At 67.2% G+C, this 21,106-nt stretch carries 15 protein-coding genes; 9 read left to right on the forward strand and 6 right to left on the reverse strand.

All coding sequences use genetic code 11. The annotated features are described in order from the left end of the window. Nucleotides 1-122: 122 nt before the first annotated feature. Together VG561_RS17335 and VG561_RS17340 are read right to left on the reverse strand one after the other, a co-directional pair. Nucleotides 123-647 carry a GNAT family N-acetyltransferase gene (locus VG561_RS17335; RefSeq protein WP_032962369.1) on the reverse strand — a complete coding sequence of 175 codons (525 nt, stop codon included), beginning with the start codon at nucleotides 645-647 and terminating at the stop codon, nucleotides 123-125. Between the two features lie 83 nt (nucleotides 648-730). Continuing rightward, nucleotides 731-2,707, reverse strand: a complete 1,977-nt coding sequence (locus VG561_RS17340) for a UvrD-helicase domain-containing protein (protein ID WP_014645444.1) — start codon at nucleotides 2,705-2,707, stop codon at nucleotides 731-733. 99 nt (nucleotides 2,708-2,806) lie between these two features. Between VG561_RS17340 and VG561_RS17345 the strand changes: the two genes are divergently transcribed. From VG561_RS17345 to VG561_RS17360, 4 genes are all read left to right on the forward strand, one after another. Then, on the forward strand, nucleotides 2,807-3,478 hold the full coding sequence (locus tag VG561_RS17345) for an SEL1-like repeat protein (protein ID WP_014645443.1): 672 nt from the start codon (nucleotides 2,807-2,809) through the stop codon (nucleotides 3,476-3,478). Between the two features lie 37 nt (nucleotides 3,479-3,515). Beyond that, nucleotides 3,516-4,244, forward strand: coding sequence for a sel1 repeat family protein (locus VG561_RS17350; protein WP_423179839.1), 729 nt, complete (start codon nucleotides 3,516-3,518; stop codon nucleotides 4,242-4,244). Between the two features lie 9 nt (nucleotides 4,245-4,253). After that, on the forward strand, nucleotides 4,254-4,874 hold the full coding sequence (locus VG561_RS17355) for a thymidine kinase (RefSeq protein WP_008264720.1): 621 nt from the start codon (nucleotides 4,254-4,256) through the stop codon (nucleotides 4,872-4,874). A 625-nt stretch (nucleotides 4,875-5,499) separates the two neighbouring features. Further along, nucleotides 5,500-6,036: an adenine phosphoribosyltransferase gene (locus VG561_RS17360; protein WP_014646837.1), complete on the forward strand. Its 537-nt coding sequence runs from the start codon at nucleotides 5,500-5,502 to the stop codon at nucleotides 6,034-6,036. A 174-nt stretch (nucleotides 6,037-6,210) separates the two neighbouring features. Here the strand turns inward: VG561_RS17360 and dbpA are convergent, their stop codons facing one another. Together dbpA and VG561_RS17370 are read right to left on the reverse strand one after the other, a co-directional pair. Continuing rightward, nucleotides 6,211-7,587, reverse strand: a complete 1,377-nt coding sequence (gene dbpA, locus VG561_RS17365) for an ATP-dependent RNA helicase DbpA (protein WP_032960452.1) — start codon at nucleotides 7,585-7,587, stop codon at nucleotides 6,211-6,213. 184 nt (nucleotides 7,588-7,771) lie between these two features. Further along, nucleotides 7,772-8,851, reverse strand: coding sequence for a YeiH family protein (locus VG561_RS17370; protein ID WP_046430181.1), 1,080 nt, complete (start codon nucleotides 8,849-8,851; stop codon nucleotides 7,772-7,774). 101 nt (nucleotides 8,852-8,952) lie between these two features. Here VG561_RS17370 and VG561_RS17375 point away from each other — a divergent pair, with 101 nt between their 5' ends. After that, a complete protein-coding gene (locus tag VG561_RS17375) occupies nucleotides 8,953-9,828 on the forward strand; it encodes a LysR substrate-binding domain-containing protein (protein WP_014646840.1) in 876 nt (291 codons plus the stop codon). Between the two features lie 356 nt (nucleotides 9,829-10,184). Further along, nucleotides 10,185-12,068, forward strand: a complete 1,884-nt coding sequence (locus VG561_RS17380; protein WP_423179840.1) for an ATP-binding cassette domain-containing protein — start codon at nucleotides 10,185-10,187, stop codon at nucleotides 12,066-12,068. 154 nt (nucleotides 12,069-12,222) lie between these two features. Here VG561_RS17380 and VG561_RS17385 read toward each other — a convergent pair whose 3' ends face one another. Together VG561_RS17385 and VG561_RS17390 are read right to left on the reverse strand one after the other, a co-directional pair. Continuing rightward, nucleotides 12,223-12,684: a c-type cytochrome gene (locus VG561_RS17385; RefSeq protein WP_005416218.1), complete on the reverse strand. Its 462-nt coding sequence runs from the start codon at nucleotides 12,682-12,684 to the stop codon at nucleotides 12,223-12,225. 9 nt (nucleotides 12,685-12,693) lie between these two features. Then, on the reverse strand, nucleotides 12,694-13,083 hold the full coding sequence (locus tag VG561_RS17390; RefSeq protein WP_014646842.1) for a c-type cytochrome: 390 nt from the start codon (nucleotides 13,081-13,083) through the stop codon (nucleotides 12,694-12,696). A 205-nt stretch (nucleotides 13,084-13,288) separates the two neighbouring features. Here VG561_RS17390 and VG561_RS17395 point away from each other — a divergent pair, with 205 nt between their 5' ends. From VG561_RS17395 to VG561_RS17405, 3 genes are read left to right on the forward strand one after another with little or no spacing between them, the layout of a single operon-like run. Next, the gene (locus tag VG561_RS17395) at nucleotides 13,289-14,434 is read left to right on the forward strand and encodes an efflux RND transporter periplasmic adaptor subunit (protein ID WP_423179841.1); all 1,146 of its coding nucleotides are present in this window, start codon (nucleotides 13,289-13,291) and stop codon (nucleotides 14,432-14,434) included. Further along, nucleotides 14,431-17,952 carry an efflux RND transporter permease subunit gene (locus VG561_RS17400; RefSeq protein WP_164110271.1) on the forward strand — a complete coding sequence of 1,174 codons (3,522 nt, stop codon included), beginning with the start codon at nucleotides 14,431-14,433 and terminating at the stop codon, nucleotides 17,950-17,952. Before VG561_RS17395 ends, VG561_RS17400 begins: the two co-directional genes overlap by 4 nt. Beyond that, nucleotides 17,949-21,035, forward strand: coding sequence for an efflux RND transporter permease subunit (locus tag VG561_RS17405; RefSeq protein ID WP_014646844.1), 3,087 nt, complete (start codon nucleotides 17,949-17,951; stop codon nucleotides 21,033-21,035). The genes VG561_RS17400 and VG561_RS17405 overlap by 4 nt, the downstream gene beginning before the upstream one ends. The last annotated feature ends 71 nt before the right edge of the window (nucleotides 21,036-21,106 follow it).

Here is a 21,106-nt window from a genome sequence, read left to right on the forward strand (position 1 = left end):
CTGGGGTCGGATCCCGCAAGGCGGGCTCTGACCCCAGTGCTATCCCGGGTTGCCGGCCAGCGGCCGGCACTACCGGATGTCCTGCCGATGCAGTGCAGACCAACTGTCGGCACCCACCATGATCAAACCTCGGCCGCGCCCGGCGTGGCATACAGCCGGCTCGGGCTGTCCACGCCCGGCAGCTGGATCACCCCGCGTTCCTGCATGCCCAGGCCCAGCAGGATCTTTCCGGACACCACGTTGTCCAGGTCGGTGATGCCATACAGATCGTGCAGGCCCAGCGCTCCGCGTGCATGCGCGAACACTGCCCGCGCCGCCTCGCCGGCATAGCCCTGCCCGGCAAATTCCGAAAGCACCGCATAGCCGATATCCGGCCCCGGCAGGCCATCACGCCGCACCAGCCCGGCGTTGCCCAGCCAGGCACCATCGGACAAGCGCTCGATGGCATACATGCCGAACCCGTTCAACGCATAGCTGTGCAGCACCCGCAGCGCGATGTACTCCCGCGCCTGCGCCTCACTGCGCACATCACGGTCGCCGATGAAGCGCAGGAAACCCGGATCGTTCAACAGCGCCAGCATCGGCACCGCATCGCGATCAGGTTCGATCGCACGCAGGCGCAGGCGTTCACTTTCAATCGGATGCACGCGCAGACCTCCAATGGAAAACCGATTGTAGAGCCGTGAGCTGGGATCGGATCCCTTCCCATCGGGAAGGGGTCCGGCCCCGGTCAATCGAACAACGCCTCGATCGCCGCCAACCCGGCACTCGCCCGCTCCTTCTTCCGCGCCGCATCGGCCACCGGGTCGGCACCGTCGCGCTGGATCTCCTCGGCCGGGATCTCCTCGAAGAACCGGCTTGGCTTCAACCGCACATGTTCGCCGAACTTGCGCGTCAGCTTGCTGTAGCTCATCCACAGCTGGATCTTGGCGCGGGTAATGCCCACGTACAGCAGGCGCCGTTCTTCCTGCAGGTTGCCCTCGTCCAGGCTGACCTGGTGCGGCAGCACGCCGTCCTCGCAGCCGACGATGAACACGTACGGGAATTCCAGGCCCTTGGAAGCGTGCAGGGTCATCATGCGCACCTGGTTGCCGCCCTCGTCCTTGTCGCTGCGCGACAGCAGCGCCAGCTGGCCGGCCAGGTCGGCGGCGGTTGCACCGCGCGGGCCGCCCTCGAACCACTGCGCCAGTTCCTCGATGTTGTTTGCGCGGCGCTGGTAGCTGGCCTCTTCCTTGGCCTGCTGGCGCAGCTCGCTCAGCAACCCGGATTCCTTGGCCACCTTGCGGATCATGTCGCCGGACGTCACCTGGCGCATCTGTGCACGCAGGTCGCGCAGGATGTCGGTGAAGCGCGCCAGGCTGTTGGCCGCGCGCGGTGGGAGCTGCTGCAGGGCACCGATGGTTTCGGCCACATGCGCCATCGGCATGTCTTTCTCCTGCGCCAGTTCGGCCAGCCTGGCCAGCGTGCCGGCACCGACATCGCGCTTGGGTGACTGCACCGCACGCATGAACGCGGTGTCGTCGTCCGGGTTCACCAGCAGGCGCAGCCAGGCCAGCGTGTCCTTCACTTCCTGGCGCTCCAGGAACATGGTGCCGCCGGTCAGGTGATAGGGAATGCGCAGTAGCTGCATCGCCTTTTCCAGCGGGCGCGACTGGAAGTTGCCGCGGAACAGGATGCAGAAGTCACTCCACGGCACGTTGCGCGATTGCGCCACGAAGGCGATCTCGGCGGCGACCTTCTCCGCTTCATGTTCGCTGTTGCGGCATTCCCACACGCGGATGCGTTCGCCGTCGGCCTGGTCGCTCCACAGCTTCTTCAGGTGCTCATGCGGATTGTTGGCGATCAGCGCGTTGGCGGCGCGCAGCACGCGGTTGGAGCAGCGGTAGTTCTGCTCCAGCTTGATGATTTCCAGCGTGGGGTAATCGCGCCCCATCTGCTGCAGGTTTTCGGGATTGGCGCCGCGCCAGGCGTAGATCGACTGGTCATCGTCGCCGACGCAGGTGAAGTTGCCCTTCTCGCCGGCCAGCTGCTTGAGCAGGCGGTACTGCGCGTCGTTGGTGTCCTGGCATTCGTCCACCAGCAGGTAGCCGATGCGCTCGCGCCAGGCCAGCGCGATCTCCGGGTTCTCTTCCAGGATCTGCACCGGCAGGCGGATCAGGTCGTCGAAGTCGACCGCATTGAACGCGGTCAGCCGCAGCTGGTAGCGCTCGTAGACGCTGGCCGCTTCCTTCTCGCGGTTGCTGCGCGCGGCGGCCATCGCCTGTTCGGGCGACAGGCCAGCGTTCTTCGCGCGCGACACCAGGTTCTTCATGTCCTCGATGTCATCGGGCTTGGCGCCGTACATCAGGTCCTTGATCTGCGCGGCGGCATCGTCGGCATCGAAGATCGAGAAACCGCGCTTCAGGCCCACGGCGGCATGTTCGATCTGCAGGAACTTCAGGCCCAGCGCATGGAAGGTACAGATGGTCACCTCGTCGGCGTCCTGCTCGCGCAGGCGCTTGGCCACGCGCTCGCGCATTTCCTTGGCCGACTTGTTGGTGAAGGTGATCGCGGCGATGCGGCGGGCCGGGTAGCGGCCACAGCCGATCAGATGGGCAATCTTCTCCACGATCACGCGCGTCTTGCCGCTGCCGGCGCCGGCGAGCACCAGCAACGGGCCTTCGACGTGCAGGACCGCGGCAGCTTGGGGAGGATTCAGACCGTGCATGGGGACAGGATTGTAGCGGGGTGCCGGCAGGCCCACCTGACTTGCATGGCGCCCGCCCGTAAGGTATTGAATCGGCACCGGAACACAGGAGCGTGGTCCATGTCCCCGACTGTCATCGCCCGTCCGCTTGCGGCCGCCCTGCTCGGCCTGCTGGCCCTGCCTGCGGCCGGGTCCGGCCCGCCGCCGCGCACGGATGCCTATGAAGCGATCGTGCTGCAGTCGCACGAGTTCCTCGTCTACCATCCGGACCTGCGCTTCCGTGGGCTCGGCATGCAGGCCCGCGAACGGGGCCGCCACGAAGAAGCCCGCATCGACTTCCGCAATGCCGCGCGCTACGGCGACAAGCTGTCACAGGCAGCGCTGGCCGACATGCTCTGGAACGGGCAAGGCGGCCCGGCTGACCGCGCCCTGGGCTACGCGTGGATGGACCTGGCGGCCGAGCGCGGCACCGAGTGGCTGGTGGTGCAGCGTGAACGCTTCTGGGAGGCACTGTCCGCCGACGAACGCGAGCGCGCGGTGCGCGAGGGCCGCGCGCTGTACGCCGAGTTCGGTGACCCCGCCGCCACACCGCGGCTGGAACGCGAACTGCGCGCCGGCAGCATGCAGCAGACCGGCAGCCGCGCCGGCTGGAGCGGCGCCATGCGCAGCCAGGGCCGCGGCGATGCCGGGCCGCGCGTGCTGCAACCGGAGAAGCACCAACTGGCTCGTTACTGGGATCCGGTGGCCTACCGGCAATGGCAGGACGAGGCGTTGGCGAAGTCGGGGCGATGACGTTGGTTTTTCCATGGCCATGGCCAGGAGGGCCATCATGAAGGCGAAACACGCTCCACTCTGCCTGTTGCTGCTTCTGTCGACGGCCGCTGCCGTCGCCGCAAAGGAATGTCCGGTTGAGGCCCCGCGACGGATTCCGCCCACCGTCCTGACCGGAGGGTTTTTCGATTCGCACCCGGACCTCTTCTGGCGAAGCATGGCCCAACGGGCCGAACAGGATAAACAGCCCGCCAGGGCCCTGGTCTACTACAAACGCTCGGCACGCTACGCCGACAAGTTCTCCCAGGCAATGGTGGCAAGGCTGTACCAGGAGGGTATCGGCATTGCGCCGGACCCGGTGATGGCCTACATCTGGATGGACCTGGCCGCCGAGCGCATGTACCACGACTTCCTGGTCCTGCGGGAACACTACTGGGCACGCCTTGATCCGCTGCAGCAGGCACAGGCGATCGAGCGCGGCCAACAGGTATACGCCGACTATGGCGACCGCGTAGCCAAGCCCCGCATGGAACGGGCGCTCAGCGACGGGCGCCGGCAGATCACCGGCAGCCGCGTCGGCTACGTGAGCTCGGCCCTGGTCGTCGTGCAGCGCCGCGGCGACGAGCAGGGCATCGCAACACCAGGCAACATCGTCTACGACAACGACTACTGGAAGGCCGCCGACTACTGGTGCCTGCAGGACAACTACTGGCGGCCAGCGCTTGCGCCCAGCATCGAGATCGGTGCACCGCAGCAGATCCGCGACGGCGGGCCGGGTGGCGACTAGAATTGGCCGATGGCCAAGCTCTACTTCTACTACTCGGCGATGAACGCCGGCAAGACCACTACCCTGCTGCAGAGCGCACACAACTACCGCGAGCGCGGCATGCGGGTGGCGATCCTGACCCCGCGCCTGGACGACCGCGCCGGCGCCGGCGTGGTCGCCTCGCGGATCGGCCTGCGCGCCGATGGCATGGCCTTCGACCGCGATACCGACCTGCAGCGCTGGGTGGAGCAGGATCTGGCGGCCAACGGCCCGATGGGCTGCGTGCTGGTGGACGAGGCGCAGTTCCTGACCCGGGCCCAGGTCTGGCAGCTCAGCGAGGTAGTCGACCAGCTGCGAATTCCGGTGCTGTGCTACGGCCTGCGTACCGACTTCCGCGGCGAGCTGTTCGAGGGCAGCCAGTACCTGCTGGCCTGGGCCGACGAGATGCAGGAGATCAAGACCATCTGCCACAGCGGCAAGAAGGCGACCATGACCGTGCGCGTGGACGAGCATGGCCACGCCGTGCAGGATGGCCCGCAGGTGGAGATCGGTGGCAACGACCGCTACGTGTCGGTCAGCCGTGCGGAGTTCAAGAAGATCACCCGCGGCGAAGGACGGATCGATCCGGCGCAGGCACCCCTGCCGCTGTAAGGGGTGTTCTTTTGCAGGGCTTGCAGTCCTGCACCTGCAGAGACAACAGCAACGGCAACAGCGGGCATTCCGTGGGATGGCGGGGCGGTGTCGGAGTGCGGGGACGCTGCAAGTACGTCCCTGTAAGCTTGGCAGCCGCATCCATGCGGCTGACACCCCGCACTCCGACACCGCCCCACCTCTGACAGATTCCCGCGGCTGTGGGTAGGTGTCGACCTTGGTCGACACATCTGTCAGATATCGAATGAAATTCCGGGGTCAGATCCGTTTTCCTTCGTAAAACGGATCTGACCCCATGAGCAATTCCGACAGACCGCAGGAAACTGTCGAAGGCGGGGTGGGTCCGGTTGCGGGGGCGTGAGCGCCATGGATGGCGCGACCGAGCCTACACGGACGTATTTACGGCGTCCCCCGCAACCGGACCCGCCCCGCCATCCCCCAGAATGCAGGCTGTTGCTGTTGCTGTTGCTGTTGCTGTTGCTGTTGCCGTTGCCGTTGCTGTTGAGGTTGCCGGCCAGCGGCCGGCACTACGGCAGGTGCCGGGCGCAGCCCGGCCGGACACCACCAGCAGGCAGGCGGCGCCCGGAACAGGTACCCTATGCCGCCATCAGATAGCCAATGTGACATGACCGACGCCATCGTCGCTCCGCAGTGGGCCTCCCGCCTGCGCGACATCGCCGACTTCCCCAAGCCCGGCATCCTGTTCAAGGACATCATGCCGCTGCTCGCCCATGGCGAGGATTTCCGCGGCGCGATCACCGCGATGGCCGACCGTTGGCGCGACCAGAAGCTGGACGCAGTGGTCGGCATCGAATCGCGTGGGTTCATCCTCGGTGCCGCGATGGCGCTGGAGCTGGGCGTCGGCTTCGTGCCGGTGCGCAAGCCGGGCAAGCTGCCGGGCCAGGTCCTGCGCGAGGAATACACGCTGGAATACCGCAGCGACTGCATCGAAGTGCATGCCGATGCGCTGCCGGCCGGCGCCCGCGTGGTGATCATCGACGACGTGCTGGCCACCGGCGGCACGCTGGTCGCTGCGCTGTCGCTGGTGCGCCGCCTGGGCGTTGAAGTGGTCGGCGCCGGTGTACTGGTCGAGCTGGACGGCCTCGGTGGCCGTGCGCGCTGGGAAACGGACCTGCCGCTGCACACCGAACTGGTGTTCTGATCGAAGGGCAGGTGCCAACCAGGGTTGGCATCTACCAGAGCGAATGGCCGGGAGCCGGTCGTTGCCAACCTTGGTTGGCAGCACTTTTCGCGACGGGTGCCATGGACGGGCCAACCAAGGTTGGCCGCTACCAGGCCAGATCGTTACCAACCGTAGTTGGCAACGCTGCTTCAATCACATCATCCGCACGCGGAAACGACGGCCCTTGATCTTGCCGGCTTCCAGCTTGGCCACGGCCTTGTTGGCCTGCTCACGCGCGATCGCCACATAGGAGCGGGTCGGGAAGATCGCGATCTTGCCGATGAACTTGCTCGACAGGCCGGCATCACCGGTCAGCGCACCGAGGATGTCGCCCGGGCGCAGCTTGTCGGTCTTGCCACCGTCGATGCGCAGCGTGCGCATCGCGGCCTGCGGCAGTTCGGCCGGGCGCGAGGTTGCCAGCGGCGTCTTCTGCCAGTCCAGCGGCTGCCCCATCTGCGCTTCGATGGCGTCGGCGCGGGTCTTCTCGCGGCCGGCCACCAGGCTGATCGCCAGGCCGCTGGCACCGGCGCGCCCGGTACGGCCCACGCGGTGCTGGTAGCTCTCCACGTCGGTCGGCAGTTCGTAGTTGATCACCGCCGCCAGCTCTTCCACGTCCAGGCCGCGCGCGGCGACGTCGCTGGCGACCAGCACGTTGCAGCTGCGGTTGGCCAGCAGCAACAGCACTTCCTCGCGGTCGCGCTGTTCCATGTCGCCATGCAGGGCCAGTGCGGAGAAGCCGAACTGCTGCAGCGAGTTGGCCACTTCGTCAACATCCTTGCGGGTGTTGCAGAACACGACCGCCGATTCCGGCGTGTACTTCAGCAGCAGGCCGGCCAGCGCCTTCTGGCGATGCGCCGGTTCCACCTCGCAGAACAGGTGGCGGATGGCCGGTGCCTGGTCGGCGCCTTCCACGGTCACTTCCACCGCGTCGCGCAGCAGGTCACGCGCCATGGCGCGGATGCTGTCGGGGAAGGTGGCGGAGAACAGCAGGCTCTGGCGGTCCCTATGGGTGCGGCCGGCGATCTCGCGGATCGGCTCCTCGAAGCCCATGTCGAGCATGCGGTCGGCCTCGTCCAGCACCAGCGTGCGCACCGCGCCCAGGTTCAGCGCGCGCTTGCGTGCCAGCTCCTGCACGCGGCCGGGCGTGCCGACCACCACATGCGGATCGTGGCCTTCAAGCGAGGCCAGCTGCGGGCCCAGCGGCACGCCGCCCACCAGCAGCAACAGCTTCAGGTTGGGGATGCCGGTGGCCAGCTTGCGGATCTGCTTGCCGACCTGGTCGGCCAGTTCGCGGGTCGGGCACAGCACCAGCGCCTGCACGCGGATCAGGCTGGGGTCGATGGACTGCAGCAGGCCAAGGCCGAAGGCGGCGGTCTTGCCGCTGCCGGTGGGTGCCTGTGCGATCACATCACGGCCATCGAGGATGGCCGGCAGGCTCTGCGCCTGCACGGGGGTGAGGGTGGTGTAGCCGAGGGCATCCAGGCCGGGCTGCAGGGCCGGGCTCAGCGGCAGGGTCGAGAAGTCAGTCATGGCGCATTGTACCTGCCTGCGCGGCCGGTCCCGCCTGATCGGATGGGGTCGAATCCCTTTCCGCAGGAAAGGGCTCCGACCCCATCGGAGTCGTCATCCACGCAGGGCGTGAATATACCCGGGGGGCGTCCACGCATGGCGTGGATCTACGGGTGGATGCCGACCTGGGTCGGCACGCTCCTGCTCAGCCAAGCACCGCCAGTACACCCTGATGGATCGCCAGGCCACCGAACAGCAGCCAGGCGAACAGGATCAGCGCCAGCAGCAGCGGCTTCAGCCCGGCCTGGCGCAGCGCCGAGACGTGGGTGGTCAGGCCCAGCGCGGCCATCGCCATCGCCAGCAGTACCGTATCCAGCTGCACCAGCCCCGCCTGCAGGCCCGCCGGCAGCAGATGCAGCGAGTTGAACCCGGCCACCGCCACGAAACCAAAAGCGAACCACGGCACCACGATGCGCGCCTTGCTGCCGTCGGCGCTGGCCTTGCCGCCACGCGCCAGCCACAGCGACAGCGCGACCAGGAACGGCGCCAGCAGCATCACCCGCACCATCTTGGTGATCACCGCCGTGTCGGCCGCTGCTTCGTTGACCGCGCGGCCTGCCGCCACCACCTGTGCCACTTCATGCACCGTCGCGCCGGTGAACAGGCCGTACTGCCGCGCGTCCATTGCCAGCCAGCCGTGCGACTGCACCAGTGCATACAGCGCCGGGTAAAGGAACATCGCCAGCGTGCCGAACACCACCACCGTAGAGACCGCGACGGTGACCTGCGCAGCGCGGCCGCGCACCACCGGCTCGGCGGCCATCACCGCCGCCGCGCCGCAGATCGCGCTGCCGGCGCCGATCAGCATCGCCGCTTCGCGCTCCATCTTGAACACGCGCATGCCCAGCCAGCAGGCCAGCCCGAAGGTGCTGGCGACCACCAGCACGTCCATCAGCACGCCGGCCACGCCGACGTGGCCGATGTCCTGGAAGGTCAGGCGCAGGCCGTACAGCACGATGCCGGCGCGCAGCAGCCAGTGCTTGGAGAAGCCGACACCGGCCGCGCTGCTCGGCGCCAGCCGCGGGTAAAGGGTGTTGCCGACCACGATGCCGGCGACGATGGCCACGGTCAGCGCGCTCAGGCCATGCGCCTGGAGCCAGGGAAGCTCGGCCAGGTACAGCGACGCCGCCGCGATCAGGCCCACCAGCAGCAGGCCGGGCAGGCGCGGCTGCCAGCGTTGGCGCAGGGCGGGCAGGGACCAGGAGGAGAGAGCGGTGGCGTTCATGGCGCGACAGGACTGGAGTGATGGGCCAAGCGTGCGCCTGTGTCACTGACCTGTAAAACGAATAATATGGGTGAAACCTACCTATAAAGCGGGTACATTCCATGCGCCTGACCTTGCGCCAGCTGCAGGTCTTCGTCGCCATCGCCGACCATGGCACCACCACTGCCGCCGGCCAGGCCGTCGCGCTCTCGCAGTCGGCCAGCAGCGCCGCCCTGCAGGAGCTGGAGGCGCACTTCGGCACCCCGCTGTTCGACCGCATCGGCCGCCGCCTGGCGCTGAACGGGCACGGCCGCGCGCTGCTGGAGCCGGCGCGCACCTTGCTGGTCAACGCCGCCGATCTGGAGCGGCAGCTGGCCGCCGGCGGCGACCCGTCGCAGGGCGCACCGCTACGGCTGGTGCTGGCCGCCAGTACCACCATCGGCAACTACCTGCTGCCGCCACGCATCGCCGAACTGCTGCGGCAGGCGCCGCAGGCCGAGGTCGATCTGCGCATCGACAACAGTGCCGGCGTGGTCGCCGCGGTACAGCGCCTGGACGTCGACGCCGGCCTGATCGAAGGCCCGTGCCATGAGCGTGGCCTGCAGGTGACCGCCTGGCAGCAGGACCCACTGGTGATCGTGGCTGCCGCCGATGCCCGCGCACGCTGGTCGCTGGATGAACTGCGCCGAGCACGCTGGCTGCTGCGTGAGCCTGGCTCCGGCACCCGCGAAGCCGTGGAACAGGCCCTGCTGCCGCACCTGCGTGGCTTCGCGCAGACCCTGCAGCTGGGCAATACCGAAGCGATCAAGCAGGCCGCCATCGCCGGCCTCGGCCTGGCCTGCCTGTCGCGCCACGCGCTGGAAGAGCCGCTGGCCCTGGGCCGCCTGCGCGTGCTCGAGACTCCGCTGCCGGCCCTGCAGCGCACCCTGTGGCTGGTGCGCCACCCCGGCAAGCAATGGCTGCCGGGGTTGCAGGCGTTGCTGGGGGAGGTGGGGTAGACATCAGATTTCCAGTCGATTCCATCCATCGACCCTTCTTGTAGCGCTCATCCACGCATGGCGTGGATCTACCGTGTCGACCAAGGTCGACACCCACCAGAGCAGAATGTAGTTCCGACAGATTGCAGGAATCTGTCGAAGGCGGGATGGGTCCGGTTGCGGGGGTGTCCGCGGCATGGATGCCGCGGCCAAGCCCCCAGGGACGGGTTTACGGCGTCCCCCGCGACCGGACCCATCCCGCCATCCCACAGGAAACCAGCTTTTGACGTTGCCGTTGAGGTTGCCGGCCAGCGGCCGGCACTACCGCGGGTGCCGGGTGCAACCCGGCCGACGCCCCCAACCCGTACAATATCCGGATGCCTCTGATTACTCTGCAGAACGTCGACTTCAGCGTCGGCGGCCCGTTGTTGCTGGAAAAGGCCGAACTGTCGATCGAGCCGGGCGAACGCATCGCCCTGATCGGCCGCAACGGCGCCGGCAAATCCACCCTGCTCAAGCTGCTGTCGGGCGACCACAAGCCCGATGACGGCGAAGTCCGCGTGCAGCAGGGCGTGCGCGTCACCCGCCTGGAGCAGGAAGTGCCACACGGCGCAGCCGGCTCGGTGTTCGACGTCGTTGCCGATGGCCTCGGTGAACTGGGCCAGTGGCTGGCCGAGTTCCACCATCTCAGCCATGCCGAGGTCTTCGATGGCGAAGCGCTCGGCAACGTGCAGGCCAAGATCGACGCCGCCAACGGCTGGGGCCTGGACCAGCGCGTCAGCGAAACGCTGACCAAGCTCGACCTCGACGGCGATGCCGAATTCGGCCGCCTGTCCGGCGGCATGAAGCGCCGCGTGCTGCTGGCCCGTGCACTGGTCTCCAGCCCGGACGTGCTGCTGCTGGACGAACCGACCAACCACCTGGACATCGAAGCCATCGACTGGCTCGAAGCGTTCCTGAAGGGCTGGAGCGGCAGCGTGGTGTTCGTCACCCATGACCGCCGCTTCCTGCGTGCGCTGGCCACCCGCATCGTCGAGATCGACCGCGGCCAGGTGACCAGCTGGCCGGGCGACTGGGCCAACTACGAGCGCCGCCGCGAGGAACGCCTCAACGCGCAGGCGCAGGAAAATGCCCGCTTCGACAAGCTGCTGGCGCAGGAAGAAGTCTGGATCCGCCAAGGCATCAAGGCGCGCCGTACCCGCGACGAAGGCCGCGTGCGCCGCCTCAAGGCGATGCGCACCGAACGCTCGCAGCGCCGCGACCTCAGCGGTAACGTCAAGATGGAAGCTGCGCAGGGCGTCAGCTCCGGCAAGAAGGTCATCGACGTCAAGGACATTTCGTTCGCCTTCGGCGAGCGCACCATGGTCCGCGATTTCACCACCACCATCCTGCGTGGCGACGGCATCGGCCTGATCGGCCCCAACGGCAGCGGCAAGACCACGCTGCTGAAGCTGCTGCTGGGCGAACTGCAGCCGGCCAAGGGTGAGGTCAATGCGGGCACCAACCTGCAGATCGCCTATTTCGACCAGTACCGCGCGGTGCTGCGCGAAGACTGGAGCGCGATCGAGAACGTGGCCGAAGGCCGCGATTTCCTCGAGTTCAACGGCAAGCGCAAGCACGTGCATGCCTACCTGCAGGACTTCATGTTCACCCCCGAGCGCGCGCGTGCGCCGATCACCCGCCTGTCCGGTGGCGAGCGCAACCGCCTGCTGCTGGCCAAGCTGTTCGCGCAGCCGTCCAACCTGCTGGTGATGGACGAACCGACCAACGACCTCGACGTGGAAACCCTGGAGCTGCTGGAAGAGCTGCTGGGCGAGTACACCGGTACGCTGCTGCTGGTCAGCCACGACCGTGACTTCATCGACAACGTGGTGACCTCCACGCTGGTGATGGAAGGCGACGGCGTGATCGGCGAGTACGTCGGTGGCTACAGCGACTGGCAGCGCTATGCGGCCAGCGTGGCTGCGCCTGCCGCGGCCCCGGCTGCCAAGCCGGCGACTGCTGCACCGGCCGCTGCTGCGGCCGCGACTCCCGCAGCCCCCAAGCGCAAGCTGGCGTACAAGGAAGCGCGCGAGCTGGAGAAGCTGCCAAAGACCATCGAGAAGCTGGAAGGCGATGTCGAAGGGCTGACCTCGGCGATGAACGACCCATCGTTCTACACCCGCAGCAGTGCTGAAGTGACGGCGCACACCCAGCAGCTGGCCAAGGTGCAGGCCGAACTGGATGCCGCTTACGCGCGCTGGGAAGAGCTGGAAGGCTGAGCGTTGACCGGCGCCAGCGATCGCGCCGATTGATGTAGAGCCGAGCCCACGCTCGGCTCAGCAGATCCACGCCATGCGTGGATATCCGGAATCTGTGCGGACCAACGGTCCGCACCTACCAACCGACGGTCCGCACCGACCGGGGGGCCGGCCGTCATTTGACCCCGTGCAGATCCCGCAGCTGGCTCGGCCGGCTGCCGAAGTACGCCGCCAGATCGGCGATGTCCTGATCACTCAGGTCCTTCGCCTGCGGCGTCATCAGCGCATGCTGGCGGTCACCGGCGCGGTAGGCCTGCAGCGCGTGCGCCAGGTAGTCACCGTACTGCCCACCCAGCTTCGGATAGGTCGGATCGATCGGCGCATTGCCGTCGGCCCCATGGCAGTCGATGCAGCTCTGGTTGGTGGCCTTGCCCTTCACCTTGGCGCGGGCTTCACCGGCGGCCTCGCGGCCAGCGGGCAGGCCGGCGGAGGACGATGAACCGTGCTCGCCGCTGGCATGGCCCGGGTCGGCGGCCGATTTTTCGCTGTTTTCCACCTGCGACTGTGAGCAGGCGGCCAGCAGCAGGGCAACGGACAGGGCGATGGCGTGACGCATCGGATGCGCGGCTTTCGACATGGGCGGGCCTTACTTGACGGTGGACAGGTAAACAGAGAGATCGGCGATCTCCTGTTCGCTGAAACTCATCGACTGCGCCTGCATCGTCGGATGCCGGCGCTTGCCCTGGCGGTACTCGGTCAGGGCCTGGGCCAGATACTGCTGGGTCTGGCCGCCGATCTTCGGCACCCGGTAACTGGGGTAGGCGTTCTTGTAGCCGGTGATCCCGTGGCAGCCTTGGCAGGTGTAGGCCAGGACGCGGCCATTGTCGAAGTTGCCGGTGGGTGCGGCGGGCGCTGGCGCAACGGCGGGAGCCGGGGCCGGGGCGGGTGTGGCAGGAGCAGGAGCGGGCTGTGCGGCGGCCCCAAGGGGCAGGAGGACGGCCAGAGCGAGACAAGCGGCGAGCGGCTGCGGGCGCATGGTGTCGTTTCCGGGGATTCGGGTCTGGTCGTTCCGGCGTGGGGTACGGAACGACCCGAGTATAGCCTCAGGTTTCATCTAGCTGAAATGGGGTCGGGCCGACCGGCGGCGTGAAGGCACCATGACCTTTGGGATATGGTGTTGCCGTGAAGTGGTGCATTACTTTGCTACCACACCTGTCCACGCATCCTTCAGGGACCCGACGATGTTGCACCCAATCTTCCTGTCCGGCCGTCGCAGCGGAATCTGCGCTGCCGCACTGCTGATCTCCACCTCCCTGCTGCTGGGCGGTTGCGCCGCAGGGCCCAATTCCGAAGCCAAGGCTGCCGAAACCAAGGAGGAGAAGAAGGTCGACGCAGTCCCGGTCGAAGTGGCGGTGGCCAGCCATCGTGCCGTCGCGGCCAGCTACACCGGCACGGCCGCGCTGGAACCACGCGCCGAGTCGCAGGTGGTCGCCAAGACCTCCGGCGTGGCGCTGGCGGTGCTGGTCGAGGAAGGGCAGCGGGTCACCGCCGGCCAACCGCTGGTGCGGCTGGACCCGGATCGTGCACGGCTGGCCGTTGCACAGAGCGAAGCGCAGATGCGCAAGCTGGAAAACAATTACCAGCGCGCACAGAAGCTGGTCGGCCAGCAGATGGTCAGCGCCGCCGATGTCGACCAGCTGCGCTACGACCTGGAAAACGTCCGCGCGCAGTACCGGCTGGCCACGCTGGAGCTGTCCTACACCACGGTGGTGGCGCCGATCTCCGGCGTGATCGCATCGCGCTCGATCAAGACCGGCAACTTCGTGCAGATCAACACGCCGATCTTCCGCATCGTCGACAACTCGCGGCTGGAAGCCACCCTCAACGTGCCCGAGCGTGAACTGGCCACCCTGCGCGCCGGCCAGCCGGTGACGCTGGCGGCCGACGCGCTGCCGGGGCAGAGCTTCACCGGCACCGTTGATCGCATCGCGCCGGTGGTGGATTCGGGCAGCGGCACGTTTCGCGTGGTCAGCGCCTTCGACGGCGCCGCACACGCGCTGCAGCCCGGCATGTTCGGTCGCATCCGCATCGACTACGACCAGCGTGCCGATGCGCTGGTCGTACCGCGCCTGGCGTTGCTCGACGACGGTGAGCCGGCGGTGTTCCGCGTGCGCGAAGGCAAGGTCGCACGCGTTCCGGTCAAGCTGGGTTACGCCGAGGGCCCGTGGGTGGAGATCCGTGATGGCCTGGCGGCCGGTGATCAGGTGGTCACCGCCGGCAAGGTCGCCCTGCGCGACGGCACCACGGTGCAGGTGATTGCCGATCCGAAGGCGAAGACGGTCGCTGCGGCCGCCAAGCCCGCAGACAAGGCCGGGAGCAAGCAATGACCGCCCCGGGCCACGACCACGGTGCCTCGCCGGCGAGCGACGGCGCCGCCGCCGGCATGCGCGGCGGCCTGGTGGAGTTTGCCACCCGCCGCCGCGTGACCATCGCCATGTGCACGGTCACGCTGCTGCTGTTCGGCCTGATCGCGCTGGGCAATCTCAAGGTCAACCTGCTGCCCGACCTGAGCTACCCGACGCTGACCGTGCGCACCGAATACACCGGTGCAGCGCCGACTGAAATCGAAACCCTGATCACCCAGCCGGTCGAAGAAGCGGTCGGCGTGGTCAAGAACCTGCGCAAGCTGAAGTCGGTCTCGCGCACCGGCCAGAGCGACGTGGTGCTGGAATTCGCCTGGGGCACCAACATGGACCAGGCCAGCCTGGAGGTGCGCGACAAGATGGAAGCGCTGAACCTGCCGCTGGAGGCCAAGGCCCCGGTGCTGCTGCGCTTCAATCCGTCCACCGAGCCGATCATGCGCCTGGTGCTGTCGAACAAGACGGCGCCGACCAGCGATGCCGATGCGGTGCGCGAGCTGACCGGCCTGCGCCGCTATGCCGATGAAGACCTCAAGAAGAAGCTGGAGCCGGTCACCGGCGTGGCGGCAGTGAAGGTGGGCGGCGGCCTGGAGGACGAGATCCAGGTCGACATCGACCAGCAGAAGCTTGCCCAGCTGAACCTGCCGATCGACACCGTCATCAAGCGCCTGAAGGACGAGAACATCAACATTTCCGGCGGCCGCCTGGAGGAGGGCTCGCAGCGCTTCCTGGTGCGTACCGTCAACCAGTTCGCCGACCTGGAGGAGATCCGCAACCTGCTGGTGACCACCCAGGCCGCCAATGGCAGCGCGGCGGACTCGGCGCTGCAGCAGATGTTCAACATCGCCGCGTCGACCGGTTCGGCGGCCGCCATCGCGGCGGCGTCGGCGGCACAGAGCGCATCGTCCGGCGGTGGCTCCAGCGTGGTTGCCAACGGCGTGCCGGTGCGCCTGAAGGACGTGGCCACCGTGCGCCAGGGCTACAAGGAGCGCGAAGCGATCATCCGCCTGGGCGGCAAGGAATCGGTCGAGCTGGCCATCTACAAGGAAGGCGACGCCAACACCGTGTCCACCGCTGAAGCGCTGCGCAAGCGCCTGGAGCAGATCAAGGGCACGTTCCCGTCCGATGTCGAGCTGACCACCATCGAGGACCAGTCGCGCTTCATCGAGCACGCCATCGCCGACGTCAAGAAGGATGCCGTGATCGGCGGCCTGCTGGCGATCCTGATCATCTTCCTGTTCCTGCGCGATGGCTGGAGTACGTTCGTGATCAGCCTGTCATTGCCGGTCTCGATCATCGCCACGTTCTTCTTCATGGGCCAGCTCGGCCTGAGCTTGAACGTGATGTCGCTGGGTGGCCTGGCATTGGCCACCGGCCTGGTGGTGGATGACTCGATCGTGGTGCTGGAGAGCATCGCCAAGGCCCGTGAGCGTGGCCTGGGCATCCTGCAGGCGGCGATCGCCGGCACCCGTGAAGTGAGCATGGCCGTGGTCGCCTCGACCCTGACCACCATCGCGGTGTTCCTGCCGCTGGTGTTCGTCGATGGCATCGCCGGGCAGCTGTTCCGCGACCAGGCGCTGACCGTGGCGATCGCCATCGCGATCTCGCTGCTGGTGTCGATGACCCTGATCCCGATGCTGAGCTCGCTGAAGGGGCGGCCGCCGCTGGCGTTCCCGGAAGAGGCGCCGAACGCAGCATGGCAGCCGCAGAAGCGTTGGCAGAAGCCGGTTGCACTGGGCCGCCGTGGCCTGCTCGCCAGCGTGCGCTGGAGCTTCTATGCGCTGGCCTGGCTCGTGGTGCGCCTGTGGCGCGGCGTGGTGGCGGTGGTCGGCCCGGTGATGCGCAAGGCCAGCGACCTGGCGATGAAGCCCTATGCAGGCGCCGAGCGAGGCTACCTGCGCCTGCTGCCGAGTGCGCTGGCGCATCCCGGCAAGGTGCTGGGCGTGGCAGCCATCATTTTCGTGGCGACCATGGCGCTGGTGCCGATGCTTGGCGCCGACCTGATCCCGCAGCTGGCGCAGGACCGTTTCGAAATGACGGTGAAGCTGCCGGCCGGCACGCCGCTGAAGCAGACCGATGCGCTGGTGCGCGAGCTGCAGCTGGCGCATGGCAAGGGCGAAGGCGTGGCCTCGCTGTATGGCGTCAGTGGCAGCGGCACCCGGCTGGATGCCAGCCCGACCGAAAGTGGCGAGAACATCGGCAAGCTGACTGTGGTGATGGAAGGTGGCGGCAATGCGCACACTGAAGCGGCGATCACCGAGCGCCTGCGCGGCACCATGAGCCAGCACCCGGGTGCCCAGGTCGACTTCGCGCGGCCGGCGTTGTTCAGCTTTTCCACGCCGCTGGAAATCGAACTGCGCGGGCAGGACATGGCGACCCTGGAAGTGGCCGGCCAGCGCCTGGCGGCGATGCTGCGCGGCAACGCCCACTACGCCGACGTGAAGTCGACGGTGGAAGAGGGCTTCCCGGAAATCCAGATCCGCTTCGACCAGGAGCGCGCCGGTGCACTGGGCCTGACCACCCGCCAGATCGCCGACGTGGTGGTGAAGAAGGTGCGTGGCGACGTCGCCACCCGCTACAGCTTCCGTGACCGCAAGATCGACGTGCTGGTGCGCGCCCAGGAAGGTGACCGCGCCAGCGTGGAGAGCATCCGCCGGCTGATCGTCAATCCGGGCAGCACCCGCCCGGTGACCCTGGACGCGGTGGCCGACGTGGTCGCCACCACCGGCCCCAGCGAGATCCATCGTGCCGACCAGACCCGGGTCGCGGTGGTATCGGCCAACCTGCGCGACATCGACCTCGGCGCCGCCATGCGCGAAGTGCAGCAGATGGTGGCCGAGCAGCCGCTGGGCGCGGGTGTCGGCCTGCACATCGGTGGCCAGGGCGAGGAACTGGCGCAGGCGGCGAAGTCGCTGATCTTCGCCTTCGGCCTGGCGATCTTCCTGGTCTACCTGGTGATGGCCTCGCAGTTCGAATCCCTGCTGCACCCGTTCGTGATCCTGTTCACCATCCCGCTGGCGCTGGTCGGCGCGATCCTGGCGCTGATGCTGACCGGAAAGCCCATCTCGGTGGTGGTGTTCATCGGCCTGATCCTGCTGGTCGGCCTGGTCACCAAGAACGCGATCATCCTGATCGACAAGGTCAACCAGCTGCGCGAGGCCGGCGTGGCCAAGCATGAGGCGCTGGTGGAGGGTGCGCGTTCCCGCCTGCGCCCGATCATCATGACCACGCTGTGCACGCTGTTCGGCTTCCTGCCGCTGGCGGTGGCGATGGGCGAGGGCGCCGAAGTGCGTGCACCGATGGCGATCACCGTGATCGGTGGCCTGCTGGTGTCGACGCTGCTGACGCTGCTGGTGATCCCGGTGGTGTACGACCTGATGGATCGTCGCGGCGACGCCTACTACCGTGAGCGCGGCCGCAAGCACGCCGGTGAGGGCCTGCATGGCGACGAGGGCGGCACAGCGGGTGTGGAGGAACCGGCATGAGTGTTGCCGAGTTCTCCATCCGCCGTCCGGTCACCACCATCATGTGCTTCGTGTCGCTGGTGGTGATCGGCCTGATCGCTTCGTTCCGGCTGCCGCTGGAGGCGCTGCCGGACATCTCCGCGCCGTTCCTGTTCGTGCAGATTCCCTACACCGGCTCGACCCCGGAAGAAGTGGAACGGACCATCATCCGTCCAGTCGAGGAATCGCTGGCGACGATGACCGGCATCAAGCGCATGCGCTCGTCGGCCACCTCCGAGGCGGCGCTGATCTACATCGAGTTCAGCGACTGGGACCGCGACATCGCCATTGCCGCGTCGGACGCGCGCGAGCGTATCGACGCGATCCGCAGCGACCTGCCCGACGACCTGCAGCGCTACAACGTGTTCAAGTGGTCCAGCAGCGACCAGCCCGTGCTGAAGGTGCGGCTGGCCAGCACCACCGACCTGACCACCGCCTATGACATGCTCGATCGTGAGTTCAAACGGCGCATCGAGCGTATTCCCGGTGTGGCCCGCGTCGATATCACCGGTGCGCCGCCGAACGAGGTGGAGATCGCCATCGATCCGAACCGGCTCAACGCGCATGGGTTGAGCATCAACGAGCTGAGCGAGCGCCTGCGCACGCTGAACTTCTCGATCTCGGCCGGGCAGATCGACGACAACGGCCAGCGCGTGCGCGTGCAGCCGGTAGGCGAGATCACCGACCTTCAGGAGATGCGCGACCTGGTGATCAACGCCAAGGGACTGCGCCTGGGTGATATCGCCGATGTCCGCCTGAAGCCGGCGCGGATGAACTACGGGCGCCGCCTGGACGGCAACCCGGCGGTGGGCCTGGACATCTTCAAGGAACGCAGCGCCAACCTGGTGGACGTTTCGCGTGCGGCGCTGGCCGAAGTCGAGGCGATCCGCGCGCAGCCGTCGATGCGCGACGTGCAGATCAAGGTGATCGACAACCAGGGCAAGGCAGTGACGTCCTCGCTGCTGGAGCTGGCCGAGGCCGGCGCGGTCGGCCTGATCCTGTCGGTCACCGTGCTGTTCTTCTTCCTGCGCCATTGGCCGTCGACGCTGATGGTGACCCTGGCCATTCCGATCTGCTTCACCATCACCCTCGGCTTCATGTACTTCGTCGGGGTGACACTCAACATCCTGACCATGATGGGCCTGCTGCTGGCCGTCGGCATGCTGGTCGACAATGCAGTGGTGGTGGTGGAGAGCATCTACCAGGAGCGCGAGCGCATGCCGGGGCAGCCACGGCTGGCCTCGATCATCGGCACCCGCAACGTGGCCATCGCGCTCAGCGCCGGCACGCTGTGCCACTGCATCGTTTTCGTGCCGAACCTGTTCGGCGAGACCAACAACATCAGCATCTTCATGGCGCAGATCGCGATCACCATCTCGGTCTCGCTGCTGGCCTCGTGGCTGGTGGCGGTCAGCCTGATCCCGATGCTGTCCGCGCGCATGGCCACGCCCAAGCTGGTGCACTCGCAGACCGGCCTGATCGCGCGCCTGCAGCGACGCTATGCGCAGCTGCTGGACTGGTCACTGCATCACCGCGGTTGGAGCCTGCTCGGCATCCTGCTCGTGGTGCTGGTCAGCCTGGTGCCGATGAAGCTGACCAAGGTCGACATGTTCGGTGGTGAGGGTGGCAAGGACATCTTCATCGGCTACATGTGGAAGGGCGCCTACACCTACCGTCAGATGTCCGAGGAAGTGGCGCGGGTGGAGAACTGGATCGACCAGAACCGCGAGCGCCTGCACGTGAAGCAGGTGTATTCCTGGTACAGCGAGCAGGAAGGCAGCTCCACGGTGGTCACCCTGGACGAAAAGTACGCCAAGGACATCAAGTCGCTGCAGGAGGAATTGCGCAAGGGCCTGCCGAAGTCGGCACGCACCGACTACTTCGTCGGCAACCAGGGCGGCGATGGCGGTGGCGGCAGCAACCAAGGCGTGCAGGTGCAGCTGGTGGGTGATTCCAGCTCGATGCTGCAGGAGATCGGCCAGGAAGTGGTGCCGTTGCTGGCGCAGCGTGCCGAGCTGCGTGACGTGCGCATCGACAACGGCGAGAAGGGCGGCGAGCTGAAGGTGCGCGTCGACCGTGAGCGTGCCGCAGCGTTCGGCTTCAATGCCGAGCAGGTGGCCAGCTTCGTCGGCCTGGCGCTGCGCGGCGCGCCGATGCGCGAGTTCCGCCGCGGTGACAACGAAGTGCCGGTGTGGGTGCGCTTTGCCGGCGCCGAGCAGAGCAGCCCGGAAGACCTGGCCGGTTTCAGCGTGCGCACCGGCGATGGCCGCAGCGTGCCGCTGCTGAGCCTGGTCACCGTGGACGTTGGTTCGTCGGCCACCCAGATCGGCCGCACCAACCGCCAGACCACGTTGACCATCAAGGCCAACCTGGCCGAGAAGGTCACCGCGCCGGACGGGCGCAAGGCGATCGAAGCCGTGCTCAAGCCAATGAACTTCCCGGCCGGCTATGGCTTCACTTTCGACGGCGGCGACTACGGCAACGACGACGAGGCCATGCAGCAGATGGTGTTCAACCTGCTGATCGCACTGGTGATGATCTACGTGGTGATGGCGGCGGTGTTCGAGTCGCTGCTGTTCCCGGCGGCGATCATGAGCGGAGTGCTGTTCTCGATCTTCGGCGTGTTCTGGCTGTTCTGGATCACCGGCACCTCGTTCGGGATCATGTCCTTCATCGGCATCCTGGTGCTGATGGGCGTGGTGGTGAACAACGGCATCGTGATGATCGAGCACATCAACAACCTGCGGCGCAGCGGTATGGGCCGCACCCAGGCGCTGGTGGAAGGCTCACGCGAACGCCTGCGCCCGATCATGATGACCATGGGCACGGCGATCCTGGCGATGATCCCGATCTCGCTGACCGATACGCAGATGTTCGGCAATGGCCCGGAGTATTCGCCGATGGCGCGCGCGATTGCGGGCGGCCTGGCGTTCTCGACGGTGGTCAGCCTACTGTTCCTGCCGACGATCTATGCGGTGCTCGATGACCTGCGCAATGCCGTGACGCGGTTGATCCGCCGTGCACGCGGGCTGGAGAGGATGGAGCCGGGCGCTGCCCGGCTGTAATGCGCGCCAACGTGTTGTGGTGTGGGGGAGGCCGGTCGTAGTGGGGCGGTCTCCCCCTTTTTTTCTGCTCG

It is taken from the genome of Stenotrophomonas sp. CASM110 (genome assembly GCF_049384345.1).
In the GTDB taxonomy this organism is placed as follows: Bacteria; Pseudomonadota; Gammaproteobacteria; order Xanthomonadales; family Xanthomonadaceae; genus Stenotrophomonas; species Stenotrophomonas muris.